Raw genomic sequence first — 12,327 nt, 5'->3', positions numbered from 1 at the left:
GGATAATAGAGATGCCCAAGATCGCGGCCCAACGCGGTGGCATGTGAGGCAACCCGAGGAGATCTTCCAGTGACGTGGACGCAGGTTTACGACCCCTTCAACAATCCGTGGCTGTCGACCGCTGCGGCGGCGCTGCCGATCATCGTCTTGCTGAGCGCGATTGCGATCTTCGAGATCAAGGCGCACTGGGCGGCGGCGATTGGCCTGGCGACCGCGCTCGGCATCGCCGTCTTTGCCTTCGGCATGCCGGCGCAGGCGGCCGGCATGGCGGCGATCTACGGTGCGGGCTTTGGCCTGCTGCCGATCGGCTGGATTGTTATCAACATCATCTTCCTCTATCAGCTCCTCAACGAGAAGGGCGAGTTTGCGGTTCTGCAACGCTCGATCAGCTCGATCAGTGATGATCGCCGGCTACAACTTCTGTTCGTCGCATTTTCGCTGGGCGCGTTCTTCGAAGGCGCCGCCGGGTTCGGCACGCCGGTTGCGGTCACCGCCGCGATGCTCATCGGCCTCGGTTTTTCGCCGCTCGCCGCATCCGGCCTGTCGTTGATCGCCAACACGGCGCCGGTGGCCTATGGGGCGCTCGGCACGCCGGTGATCGCGCTCGCCGCGGTGACCGGACTCGATCTCCAGGAACTGAGCGGGATGATCGGCCGGCAACTGCCGTTCTTCTCCCTGCTCGTGCCGTTCTGGCTGATCTGGGCGTTCGTCGGTTTCCGGCGGATGCTCGAGATCTGGCCGGCGATCTTGGTCGCGGGCCTCTCCTTCGCCATTCCGCAATACCTGGTCTCGAATTTCCACGGCCCGTGGTTGGTCGACGTGATCGCCGCCGTGGCCTCCATGGGATGCCTGGCGCTGTTCCTGCAAGTCTGGCGCCCGGCCAACGTGATGAAGGAGATGCCGGCACGCTATGGCGCGCCGCTGGCAGCCGAAGCGCCGGCCGGCAAGGCCACCAAGGCTGCCGTCGCCAAAGCCTGGACGCCCTGGTTGATCTTCTCGGCCTTCGTCTTCGCCTGGGGCATGCCGCAGGTGAAGAGCTGGCTCGACAGCATCTGGGTCGCGAAGTTTCCGGTCGCGGGCCTGCACAATCTCGTGCTGAAGGCGCCGCCGGTCGTGGCCAAGCCGGTCGCCGAAGGCGCGGTCTATGCGCTCAATCTGCTCTCGGCGGCGGGGACCGGCATCCTGCTGTCGGCGATCATCTCGGGACTGCTGGTCGGCTATAGTCCGCTGGGACTGGCGCGGATGTATGCGCGAACGTTGCACCTGACGCGCTATTCGCTGGCGACCATTGCCTGCATGCTGGCGCTCGGATTCGTCACCCGTTACTCCGGCACGGACGCGACGCTGGGCCTCGCCTTTGCCAGGACCGGTTCGCTCTATCCGCTGTTCGGCGCGCTGATCGGCTGGCTCGGTGTCGCGCTGACGGGATCGGACACCTCGTCGAACGTGCTGTTCGGCGGGCTCCAGCGCATCACCGCCGAGCAGATCGGCGTCAGTCCGGTGTTGATGGCGGCTGCCAACAGTTCGGGCGGCGTCATGGGCAAGATGATCGACGCGCAATCGATCGTGGTCGCCTCCACCGCGACCAAATGGTATGGCCATGAGGGCACGATCCTGCGCTTCGTCTTCTTCCACAGCCTCGCGCTCGCAGTTCTCGTCGGCGTCCTGGTGCTTGGCCAGGCCTATGTCTGGCCGCTGAAGCTGCTGGTGCCTTGAACGGAGATGAGAGATGCGTCTCGCACAGTGCCACAATTTCCACGACTTCCGGCGGCTGGCGCGCCGCCGGCTGCCAGGCCCGATCTTCGACTATATCGATGGCGCAGCCGACGATGAGACGACCCATCGCCGCAACAGCGCAAGCTTCGCGCATTGCGACCTGCTGCCCAACGTGCTGCGCGGCGTGCAGCAGGTCGATCTCTCGGTCACCATCATGGGCCAGAAGCTCGCGCTGCCGTTCTACTGCTCGCCGACCGCCTTGCAACGGCTGTTCCATCATGAAGGCGAGCGTGCCGTCGCCGCTGCCGCTGCGCGCTACGGCACCATGTTCGGCGTCTCCTCGCTCGGCACGGTTGGCCTGGAGGAATTGCGCAAGGCCCACGATACTCCGCAGGTCTATCAATTCTATTTCCACAGGGATCGCGGTCTCAACCGCGCCATGATGCAGCGCGCCAAGGAGGCGGGCGTCGAGGTGATGATGCTGACGGTCGACAGCATCACCGGAGGAAATCGCGAGCGCGATCTGCGCACCGGCTTCAGCATTCCCTTCCGCCTGACGCTTGCGGGCATGCTGCAGTTCGCGATCAAGCCGATGTGGGGCATCCAGTATCTCACCCACGAGAAATTCAGGCTCCCGCAACTGGAGGAGCACGTCGACATGGGCGGCGGCGCCATGTCGATCGGCCGCTATTTCACGGAAATGCTGGATCCCGCGATGAATTGGGACGATGTCGCGGAGATGGTGCGCACCTGGAACGGGCCGTTCTGCCTGAAGGGGATCATGTCGGTGGAAGACGCGCGCCGCGCGGTCGACATCGGCTGTGCCGGCATCGTCCTGTCCAACCATGGCGGCCGCCAGCTCGACGGCTCGCGTTCGGCTTTCGATCAACTCGCCGAAATCGTGGATGCCGTGGGCGACCGCATCGACGTGATGATGGACGGTGGGATCCAGCGCGGAACCCATATCCTGAAAGCGCTGTCGCTCGGGGCCAAGGCGGTCGGGCTTGGACGATACTATCTCTATCCGCTCGCCGCCGCCGGCCGGCCCGGTGTCGAACGAGCCCTCGGCCTCCTGCGGGCCGAGCTTGAGCGCGACATGAAGCTGATGGGATGCACCTCGATCAGCCAGCTATCGCGCGCCAATCTGCGCTTCCGGTCCGGGTAGCGCGCCGTGATCGGCCGGCATCAATAACACGCCGCCATCGCGCCCAGCTTCGGATAGAGCCGGTCGATCGCGGCGATCTCGCTTCGCATCTGCGCGATGATCCAGTCGCGGATCTCGGCGGCGATGGGACGCATCGGGCGGTTGCGCGGGGGCAGGAATTCGCAGATGCGCCGCGTGGTGGTGAGCGAGTCGGAGGCCGGCACCAGCGCGCCGGTCAGTAACCAGTGCGAGGCCACCGTCAGCCAGCCGAGGGCGATGCCCTGGCCGAGCAGGGCGGCCTGCATCACGACGGCATAATCGGTGAAGCTCAGCGCCTTGGCCGCGCCGCGGCGTCCGGTGAGCAGCGACGAATAGTCCGCGGCCCAGTCGCCCGGCGTCTCGGCGAGGCGGATGATGGTGTTGCCCTCGGTGGGATCGGTCTCGCCGAGATAGCCGGGGCTGCACATCGGCAGCATGACCTCCTTCATCACCAGGGTGCCGCCGGACGAGGGCTCTTCGCGATCGCGAAAGCGCATGCCGAGATCGACATTGTCGACCGGCCCGCGCAGCGCGCCGGAGATGAGCTGGAAGCGGAGATCGACTTGCGGAAACTGCTTCTGCAGCTTGTCGATGCGCGGCATCAGCCAGTGCGTGGTGAAGGCGGAGGAGACCGACAGCGTCACCGTCTCGGTGCCCTTGCGGCGCCGCTCGATCTCGACGAGCCCGGTCTCGATGCTGCGAAAGCCTTCGAGCACGCGGCGATACAACAGCTCGCCTTCCTCGGTGAGCACCGCGCGGCCCGCCTTGCGATCGAACAGCCGGACGCCAAGATGCTCCTCGAACTGTCCGAGCATGCGGCTCACCGCCGGCTGCGTGACGTTCAATTCGGCGGCAGCGGCCGTGAAGCTGCCGTTGCGAGCCGCTGCGTCGAAGACGAACAGGGCGTTACTGGAGGGTAGCATCCGGCGGAGCTCGGGCATAACGCCATGTTATGAGCCGGGTGAGAATTTGGCAATTGCCGGATTTTGCCAAGTCTGGTGTCATCAGCATGACAGCCTAAACACAGGGCTTACGGGAGAAGATTTGGTGCGGCGCACGCGGCGCCTCTGAATGCTCCAGTTCCCTGTCTATAAAGCAGGCTTATGGCGTGCAGTGAGGCACGCCATTGCAGGGACACGGGCGAGGTCGATCGTTGGACAAACGAGCGGAAAGCGTCGAGATCAGATCCGCGAGCAAGGCCTATGGCCCGGTTCGCGCCCTCGACGACGTCTCCCTCAATGTCGGCGCCGGCGAGTTCGTCTCGCTGCTCGGCCCTTCCGGTTCCGGCAAGACCACGCTGCTCGGCATTCTCGGCGGCTTCATCCTGCCATCCTCCGGCACGATCCTGTTCGGGGGCCGCGACGTCACCTTTATGCCGCCGCACAAGCGCGACATCGGGGTCGTCTTCCAGAATTACGCGCTGTTCCCGCATATGAGCGTCGGCGAGAACGTCGCCTTTCCCTTGCGCGCGCGCCGCCTGCCGAAGGCGAGCTGGCCCGACAAGGTGCGTGCCGCGCTCGGCATGGTTGGCCTCGCCGGCTATGAGGAGCGCGGCATCGCGCAGCTCTCCGGCGGCCAGCGCCAGCGCGTCGCGCTCGCGCGCGCCATGATCTTCGAGCCGCGCCTGATCCTGATGGATGAGCCGCTCTCGGCGCTCGACAAGCAGCTGCGCGAATCCATGCAGATCGAGCTGCGCACCCTGCACAAGCGCATCGGCGCCACCATCATCTACGTCACCCATGACCAGCGCGAGGCGCTGACCATGAGCGACCGCGTCGCGGTGATGAAGGACGGCCGGCTGATCCAGATCGACGAGCCGGAGCGGCTGCACGATCATCCCGCCGATTCCTTCGTCGCCAGCTTCATCGGCGAGGCGACGATGCTGCCGGTCCGCCGCGTCGATGCCTCCAGCGTCGCGCTCGGCAATGCGCTCTTGCGCAGCGCCCGTGCCATTCCCGACGGCGATGCGCTGATGCTCGCCGTGCACAGTGAAAAACTGTTGATCGATGACGGCGCGCAGGATGCCGGCTGCAACCGGCTGACCGGGACCGTCACCGACATCGTCTACCAGGGTGAGAGCCTGCGGATCTTCCTGGCACTCACCGATGGCATCGCGCTCAGCCTGCGGCAGCCGAGCTATCACCAGGCCTATAGCCGCATCCCGCCGGTCGGCGGCAGCCTCACCGTCACCCTTCACCCCGAGGACACCATCGTCGTTCCCAGGGTGGATTGAAACCAGCCTTGTTCAACCGAGAGAAGAAACTGATATGTCGACCCAAGCCGCGTTCAGCAATTTCAAGGTTCTCACCTTCGACGTCGTCGGCACCTTGATCGATTTCGAGGCCGGCGTGCTCTCCGCGGTGCGCAAGATCTCGGGCAAGACGCCGGCCGAGCTCAGCGACGAGCAGATTTTCGAACCCTACAAGCGCGGCCGCGACATGCATTACGAGCGCTCCAGCGAGGCGATGTTCCACGTCTACCGCCATCTCGCCAAGGAGCTTGGACTGCCCGCTGACGATGCGTCCTGCGACGTGTTCCAGCTCTCGGTGCTGCGCTGGGGGCCGTTCGCGGACTCGGTCGAGGCGCTCAAGCGCCTGCGCACGAAATACCGGCTGGTGGCGATGACCAATGCCGACCGCGTCGCGCTCTCTTGTTATGCGCACGCGCTCGGCAATCCCTTCGACGACACCGTCTGCGCCGACGACACCGGGGTGGCAAAGCCGAACCCGGAGTTCTTCGCTTATAACAAGGGCCGCCAGTCGGCCTTCGGCTACAAGCAGTCCGACATCCTGCACGTCGCCCAGAGCCAGTACCACGACATCGGGATCGCGCGGAAGCTCGGCTACAAGGTGTGCTGGATCGAGCGCCGCCAGGGCATCGCCGGTTTCGGCGGCACGCCGGCGGTGGAGACGCTGACCAAGCCGGACTTCCATTTCCCGACCCTGAAGGCGCTCGCCGACGCGGCCATTGGGCCGGCGGCGTAAGGCATGAGCGCGGGCATGACACGGGACTGGAGCGCGCTGCCATCGGTCGCCTCGCTGTGGGAAGCCACGGCGGAGCCGGCGCGTGCGTTTCCCGTGCTATCGGGCGAGCAGCAGGCGGATGTGGTGATCATCGGTGCGGGCTACACGGGCCTGTCCGCGGCGCACCACCTTGCCAAGGACGGTCTGTCGCCGGTCGTGCTCGAAGCGAACCGCCCCGGTTGGGGCGCGAGCGGCCGCAATGGCGGTGTGATCACCGCGAAATTCCGACTCTCGTTCCGCGAGATCGACGCCGTGCACGGCCGCGCCATGGCGCGGCGCATGTACGAGATCGCGCATGAATCGACCGACATCGTCGAGGAGTTGGTCTCCGAATTCGGCATCACCAGCGCGGCCCTGACGCGTACCGGCCAGGTCAAGGCGGCGCATAACGAGACGACGCTGAAGGCCGCGATCGACGAAGCCAACTGGATGACGCGCGAGATGGGCTCTGCCGAGGTCCGCATCCTCGACAAGAACGGCGTGCGTGAGGAGACCGGCTCCGACATCTTCGTCGGCGGCGTGCTCAATCCCGGCTCCGGCGGCATTCATCCGCTGAATTATCTGCGTGGCCTCGCCGATGGCGTGGCGCGCCGCGGCGTGCCGATCTTCCAGGAATCGCCGGTGATAAAGCTACGGCGGGAGGGCGATGGCATCGTCGCCGAGACGCCGCAGGGCGCGGTGCGCGCCAAGCAGGCCATCATCGCCACCAACAGCTATTCCGATCTCACCAGTGCGACCGCGCACATGCAGCGGACGCTGATCCCGTTCCGCAGCGCCATGGTGGCGACCGAAAGTCTGCCGCGCAATCTCGCAGGGCGGCTGATGCCGACGGGACGCACCTACACCGAGACCAAGCGCATGATGCGCTGGTTCCGCATGGTCGACAACCGCGTGATCTTCGGCGGGCGCGGCGCCTTCGGCAAGCAGGATTCGCAAGCCGCCTTCGATGCCTTGCGTAAGGCGATGGTCGGCATCTTCCCTGATTTGGCCGATGTCCCGCTCGAATACAAATGGTCGGGTCTCGTCGCGATGACGATGGACTCGGTACCGCATATCGGCCGGCTCGACGACCGCACGCTGTTCTCGATGGGTTACAACGGCGCGGGCGTGGCGATGTCGAGCCTGATGGGTCGCTATCTCGCCGCCTTCGTGCGTGGCGAGACGCCCGATGTCGGCTTGCTTGATGCGCGGCGCATGAAAACGATTCCGTTTTATCCGCTGCGTGAGCCCGCCGTGCGCATGGTCGCCGGCTGGTACCAGTTTCTCGATGCGATCGGTCGGTGAGGTCTCTTTGGAGGAGGTGAGGATGATGATGAAGCAGAAGTTTGGATTTGGCTGCGCATTGCTGGGTGCAATCGGATTGACCACGGCTGCCGGTGCCGCCGAGCAGATGACCTTCGTCTCGCAGGGCGGCGCCTATCAGCAGGCGCAGACGGTGGCGATCCTCGATCCCTCCGCCAAGAAGCTCGGCATCACCATCAACCAGGACTCCATTCCCGACGCCTGGCCCGCAATCAAGACGCAGGTCGGCAGCGGCAAGCCGATCTGGGATGTCGTCGACACTCCGACCGGCAACTGCCTGCGCGGCGGCGAGCAGGGGCTGATCGAGAAGCTCGACTTCTCGAAGATCCCGAATGGAGCGGCGATGCCGGAGGCATATCGCAGTCCCTATTCAGTGTCCTACGAGTTCTATTCCAGCGTGCTGGCCTACAGCCAGAAAACCTTCCCGAAGGACGCGCCGAACAGCTGGGCTGACTTCTGGGACGTCAAGAAATTCCCCGGCCGCCGCGCGCTGCGCAACCACCCGTTCGCCACGCTCGAGGCCGCGCTGATGGCCGACGGCGTCGCGCCGGACAAGCTCTATCCGCTCGACGTCGACCGCGCCTTCAAGAAGTTGGAAGAGATCAAGCCGCACATCACGGTGTGGTGGACCTCGGGCGCGCAGTCGGCGCAGCTGCTCAATGACGGCGAGGTCGACATGGAAATGGCCTGGAACGGTCGCGTCAGCGCGGTTGCCAAGGAAGGCGCCAAGGTGGCCTTCACCTACAACCAGGGCATTTTGCAGAGCACCTCGCTCTGCATCCTCAAGGGCGCGCCGAATCTCGAGACGGCGGTGAAGTTCCTCAACGAGGCCGTCGATCCCCTGCACCAGGCCAATCTGCCGCTGCAGATCGACTACGGTCCCGGCAACCCCAAGGCGTTCGAGACCAGTGTGATCAAGCCCGAGCGTGCCGCGCAATTGCCGAGCGAGCCGGCCAATGCGGCCAAGCAAGCGCTGATGTCCTACGCCTGGTGGTCCTCGCCGGCCGGCGAAGCCGCCGAGAAGCGCTGGGCGTCGTTCATGCAGAAGTAAGACGAGGCAGCGTTGTCGATATCAGTGCCAGATCCATCGCAAAAGCATCAGCGCCGTGAGCACGGGCTGATGCTGGCATTGGCGTCGCCGGCGCTGCTGGTGATCTTGCTCCTGATCGTGCTCCCGGTCGGCTGGCTCGCCTGGCAGTCGATCTACCATGACGGCTTCACGCTGGAGAATTATCGCCGCGTTTTCACCGAAGACATCTACTGGCGCAGCTTCGCGCTCACCTTCGGGATCAGCCTCGCAGTTACGGCCATCGCGCTGCTGCTCGGCTATCCCGTGGCCTATCTCGCCAATTCGGTGCCGAAAGGGTGGAGCATCGTCATCCTGTCGCTGGTCGTGCTGCCGTTCTGGACCAGCGTGCTGGTGCGTGCCTATGCCTGGCTGGCGCTGCTCCAGCGCACCGGGGTGATCAACCAGTTCCTGCGTTATCTCGACGTGATCTCCGAGCCGCTCGCGCTGGTCCACAACACCTTCGGCACGGTGGTTGCGACGGTCCACATCCTGCTGCCCTTCATGGTGCTGCCGCTCTACGCCACCATGCAGAAGATTCCGTCCGATCTGATGCAGGCCGGCGCCAGCCTGGGCGCAAGCCCGTCGCTCACCTTCTTCCGCGTCTTCCTGCCGCTGTCGCTGCCGGGCGTGCTCGCCGGCTGCACCATGGTGTTCGTGCTCTGTCTCGGCTTCTACATCACGCCAGAGCTGCTCGGCGGCGGCCGGACCGTGATGGTGTCGATGCTGGTGAGCCGCAATGTCGAGCTCTACAACCAGTTCGGCGCGGCGAGTGCGGTCGCCGTGGTGCTGCTCTTAAGCGTGCTCGCGATCTTCTTCGTCGTCAGTCGCTTCATCTCGCTCGATCGCGTGTTGGGGCAGAAATGATGCGCGTCTCGCCCGCCCGCATCCTCCTCTATGTGTTCAGCGCGCTGGTGCTGGTCTATCTGATCCTGCCGGTCCTGATCATCGCGCCGATCTCATTCTCCAGTGCGCGCTTTTTGACGTTCCCGCCGCCGTCGTTCTCGCTGCGCTGGTATCAGCAGTACTTCTCAAATCCGGCCTGGATGCAGGCGACGCGGGTGACGCTGACGGTCGCGTTCCTGACTGTGATGATCGCAACGCCGTGCGGGGTTGCCGCCGCCTATGCCATCAGCCAGTCGAAGCTGCGCATCATGCGTCTCATCCACATGGCGCTGCTGCTGCCGCTGGTGGTCCCCATCATCATCACCGCGGTCGGCATCTTCTTCGTCTATGCCAGGGTCGGTCTGGTCGCGACCTTGCCCGGCCTCGTGCTGGCGAACGTGATGCTGGGATTGCCCTATGTCGTCATCTCGGTGCTCGCAGGGCTGCAAAGCTTTGACCCCGCACAGGAGATGGTGGCGCGCAGCCTCGGCATGAACCGCCTGCGCAGCTTCTTCGCGGTGACGCTGCCGCAGATCAAGTCGAGCGTGATCGCCGGCGGTATCTTCGCCTTCATCTCGGCGATGGACGAGACCATCGTCGCGCTGTTCATCTCCGGCGGCCAGTATCAGCCGCTGACCAAGCGCATGTTCACCGCGCTGCGCGACGAGATCGACCCGACCATTGCCGCGATCTCGACGCTGATGACGGCGGCGTCCTTCATGCTGGTGCTGCTGGCGAGCTCGCGACAGAAGAGGGCTGGGTGAGGGGATTGTCGTCCTGGCGAAAGCCAGGACCCATTACCCCAGGGGGATGTTGCGACGGGTGCGGGTAACCCCGAGTCTTCGCCAAATGATGTTCGGTGGTTATGGGTCCTGGCTTTCGCCAGGACGACATCGAATGTGTGGCGGCAGTTAAGCCTCACCCCTTCGCCGCGAGCCATGCCAAAATCATCTCCACGATCTGCGTCCTGCTCCTGGCTAGCACCCTGGGCTCGCTGAGGTCGCGATCGAACAGCGCCCCGAACGTATGACGGTTGGCGACGCGGAAGAAGCAGTAGGAGGAGATGGCGAGGTGCAGGTCGATGGCGTCGACGTCGTCGCGGAAGACGCCATCGTCGCGCCCGCGCTTCAGGATGCCGTCGAGGGTTGCGATCACGCTGGCGTTGAGCTGGCGCAGCTGGAGGTTCTGCTGCAGGTGCTTGCCGTGGTGGATGTTCTCGATGCTGACGAGGCGAATGAAATTCGGGTTGCGCTCGTCATGGTCGAAGGTGGCCTCGATCAGCCGGCGCAACCCCTCGCGCGCGTCGCAGCTTTCGATGTCGAGTTGATCCTCCAGCGCGCGGATGCTGCGATAGGCCTCCTCCAGCACCGCGAGATAGAGCTGCTCCTTGCCGCCGAAATAGTAATAGATCATCCGCTTCGACGTGCGCGTCCGCGCCGCGATCGCGTCGACGCGGGCGCCGGAATAGCCCTCCGAGGCGAATTCGGCCATCGCCACTTCGAGGATGTCGCGCTTGGTGCGCTCGGGGTCGTTGGTGCGCTTCGATAAGGGCGGCATGCGCTCGAGCATCGCTGTTTCTCCCGCCAGTTTCCACGGATCACCTTGAAGGTGAAGGCAAATTTCGCCCCTCCAGGCATTGATCCAACGCGTATTGCATTAACGTACTAGTTCGTACATTATCGCTCCAAACCAGGGTCGCGGCAACCAGAACCATAAAACGCGCGCGGCGGATGACCCGCCTGACGCGAGCCGCACCGGACACTGGGGGCCTGAGGGTCCGAACACAGGGGAGGAGATTTCGATGACGTTGACGTCAGCCGCATCGCTGCAAGCGACATCCAGCGCACAAGCCACGCCGAACAAGCTGCCGAAGCGCGCCGCGCTCGTCAGCTTCGTCGGCAGCATGCTCGAATACTACGACTTCTTCATCTACGGCACCGCGGCGGCGCTGATCTTTCCAAAAGTGTTCTTCGCCAATGTCGATCCCTCGACGGCGACGCTGCTCGCGCTTCTGAGCTTCGGCATCGGCTACATCGCGCGGCCCGTCGGTGCGGTCATCCTTGGCCATTTCGGCGACCGCATCGGGCGCAAGACGGTGCTGCTGTTCACGCTGGTCCTGATGGGCGGCTCGACGCTCGCGATCGGACTGCTGCCGGATGCCAAGGCGATCGGCAACGCCGCGCCTGTCATCCTGACGCTGCTGCGCCTGTTGCAGGGCCTGTCGGCTGCCGGCGAGCAGAGCGGGGCGAACTCGCTGACGCTGGAGCATTCCGCCAATTCCAACCGCGCCTTCTTCACGAGCTGGACCCTGAGCGGCACCCAGGCCGGCGCGATCCTGGCGACGCTGGTTTTCATCCCGGTGTCGAGCCTGCCGGAGGACCAGCTCCTGAGCTGGGGCTGGCGCATTCCCTTCCTTCTGTCGTTCTTCGTGCTCGTCGTCGCTTATCTGGTGCGCCGGACCATGCCGGAAACGCCTGTCTTCGAAGACATCAAGGACAAGGCGCAGGTGGCGCGCTTCCCCGTCGTGACGCTGCTCCGCGACTACTGGCCCGACGTACTGCGCGTGATTACCTGCGCGCTGATCGCGACCGTGAGCACCATGACCGCCGTGTTCGCGCTCGGCTACGCCACCAGCAAGTTCGGTGTGGCGCGTCCGACCATGCTGTGGGCCGGCGTGCTCGGTAACGTCACGGCGCTGATCACCCAACCGTTGTGGGCGCTGCTCGCCGACAAGATCGGCCGGAAGCCGGTGTTCATCGGTGGCGTGCTCGGCTGCGCCGTGCTGCTGTTCCCGTATTTCATGCTGGTGACATCAGGTAACACGATCGCGATCTTCGCCGCCGCGATGATCCTCTCGGGTGTCGTCTACGCCGCGCCGAACGCGATCTGGCCGTCCTTCTATGCCGAGATGTTCGATGCGCGCGTGCGCTATTCCGGCACGGCGATCGGCACGCAGCTCGGTTTCCTCGCCGCCGGCTTCACGCCGCTGGTGAGCGCGAGCCTGGTCGGTGACGGCCCGAACGGCTGGATTCCCGTTGCGATCTTCGTGGCCTGCTGCTGCGTGATCTCGGCCGTATCAGCGGCGACCGCACGCGAAACCCACACCGTCGACATCGCCGATCTCGGCAAGCGACGCGCTTGAGAGCAGAGGT

11 protein-coding genes are annotated in these 12,327 nt (G+C 64.8%); 9 read left to right on the top strand and 2 right to left on the bottom strand.

The window, feature by feature from the left end; translation table 11 throughout:
• Positions 1-69 precede the first annotated feature (69 nt).
• Both RAD15_RS17055 and RAD15_RS17050 read left to right on the top strand, forming a co-directional pair.
• A complete protein-coding gene (locus RAD15_RS17055; RefSeq protein WP_458179296.1) occupies positions 70-1,716 on the top strand; it encodes an L-lactate permease in 1,647 nt (548 codons plus the stop codon).
• 13 nt (positions 1,717-1,729) lie between these two features.
• Positions 1,730-2,881, top strand: a complete 1,152-nt coding sequence (locus RAD15_RS17050; RefSeq protein ID WP_458179295.1) for an alpha-hydroxy acid oxidase — start codon at positions 1,730-1,732, stop codon at positions 2,879-2,881.
• A 20-nt stretch (positions 2,882-2,901) separates the two neighbouring features.
• Here RAD15_RS17050 and RAD15_RS17045 read toward each other — a convergent pair whose 3' ends face one another.
• Positions 2,902-3,840: a LysR family transcriptional regulator gene (locus RAD15_RS17045; RefSeq protein WP_458179294.1), complete on the bottom strand. Its 939-nt coding sequence runs from the start codon at positions 3,838-3,840 to the stop codon at positions 2,902-2,904.
• A gap of 212 nt (positions 3,841-4,052) precedes the next feature.
• Between RAD15_RS17045 and RAD15_RS17040 the strand changes: the two genes are divergently transcribed.
• From RAD15_RS17040 to RAD15_RS17015, 6 genes are all read left to right on the top strand, one after another.
• On the top strand, positions 4,053-5,132 hold the full coding sequence (locus RAD15_RS17040) for an ABC transporter ATP-binding protein (protein ID WP_458179293.1): 1,080 nt from the start codon (positions 4,053-4,055) through the stop codon (positions 5,130-5,132).
• Between the two features lie 34 nt (positions 5,133-5,166).
• The gene (locus RAD15_RS17035; RefSeq protein WP_458179292.1) at positions 5,167-5,883 is read left to right on the top strand and encodes an HAD family hydrolase; all 717 of its coding nucleotides are present in this window, start codon (positions 5,167-5,169) and stop codon (positions 5,881-5,883) included.
• Positions 5,884-5,898: 15 nt separating this feature from the next.
• Complete coding sequence (locus RAD15_RS17030; RefSeq protein ID WP_458179291.1) at positions 5,899-7,206, top strand: NAD(P)/FAD-dependent oxidoreductase; 1,308 nt, start codon at positions 5,899-5,901, stop codon at positions 7,204-7,206.
• A 22-nt stretch (positions 7,207-7,228) separates the two neighbouring features.
• Complete coding sequence (locus RAD15_RS17025) at positions 7,229-8,275, top strand: ABC transporter substrate-binding protein (RefSeq protein WP_458179290.1); 1,047 nt, start codon at positions 7,229-7,231, stop codon at positions 8,273-8,275.
• A gap of 69 nt (positions 8,276-8,344) precedes the next feature.
• A complete protein-coding gene (locus tag RAD15_RS17020; RefSeq protein ID WP_458179289.1) occupies positions 8,345-9,157 on the top strand; it encodes an ABC transporter permease in 813 nt (270 codons plus the stop codon).
• Complete coding sequence (locus RAD15_RS17015; protein ID WP_458179288.1) at positions 9,154-9,939, top strand: ABC transporter permease; 786 nt, start codon at positions 9,154-9,156, stop codon at positions 9,937-9,939. Before RAD15_RS17020 ends, RAD15_RS17015 begins: the two co-directional genes overlap by 4 nt.
• 154 nt (positions 9,940-10,093) lie before the next feature.
• Here the strand turns inward: RAD15_RS17015 and RAD15_RS17010 are convergent, their stop codons facing one another.
• Positions 10,094-10,744: a TetR family transcriptional regulator gene (locus RAD15_RS17010; protein WP_458179287.1), complete on the bottom strand. Its 651-nt coding sequence runs from the start codon at positions 10,742-10,744 to the stop codon at positions 10,094-10,096.
• A 232-nt stretch (positions 10,745-10,976) separates the two neighbouring features.
• Between RAD15_RS17010 and RAD15_RS17005 the strand changes: the two genes are divergently transcribed.
• A complete protein-coding gene (locus RAD15_RS17005; RefSeq protein ID WP_458179286.1) occupies positions 10,977-12,317 on the top strand; it encodes an MFS transporter in 1,341 nt (446 codons plus the stop codon).
• The last annotated feature ends 10 nt before the right edge of the window (positions 12,318-12,327 follow it).

It is taken from the genome of Bradyrhizobium sp. 14AA (assembly GCF_054185205.1).
Note: the sequence above shows the minus strand (reverse complement) of the source record. Positions and strands in the feature narration are given on the sequence as shown.

Excerpts from the sequence above, each read along its gene's own strand:
- RAD15_RS17045 (WP_458179294.1), bottom strand. The coding sequence starts at position 3,840 with ATGCCCGAGCTCCGCCGGATGCTACCCTCCAGTAACGCCCTGTTCGTC.
- RAD15_RS17010 (WP_458179287.1), bottom strand. The coding sequence starts at position 10,744 with ATGCTCGAGCGCATGCCGCCCTTATCGAAGCGCACCAACGACCCCGAG.
- RAD15_RS17035 (WP_458179292.1), top strand. The coding sequence starts at position 5,167 with ATGTCGACCCAAGCCGCGTTCAGCAATTTCAAGGTTCTCACCTTCGAC.
- RAD15_RS17005 (WP_458179286.1), top strand. The coding sequence starts at position 10,977 with ATGACGTTGACGTCAGCCGCATCGCTGCAAGCGACATCCAGCGCACAA.
- RAD15_RS17020 (WP_458179289.1), top strand. The coding sequence starts at position 8,345 with ATGCTGGCATTGGCGTCGCCGGCGCTGCTGGTGATCTTGCTCCTGATC.
- RAD15_RS17015 (WP_458179288.1), top strand. The coding sequence starts at position 9,154 with ATGATGCGCGTCTCGCCCGCCCGCATCCTCCTCTATGTGTTCAGCGCG.
- RAD15_RS17030 (WP_458179291.1), top strand. The coding sequence starts at position 5,899 with ATGACACGGGACTGGAGCGCGCTGCCATCGGTCGCCTCGCTGTGGGAA.
- RAD15_RS17025 (WP_458179290.1), top strand. The coding sequence starts at position 7,229 with ATGATGATGAAGCAGAAGTTTGGATTTGGCTGCGCATTGCTGGGTGCA.
- RAD15_RS17050 (WP_458179295.1), top strand. The coding sequence starts at position 1,730 with ATGCGTCTCGCACAGTGCCACAATTTCCACGACTTCCGGCGGCTGGCG.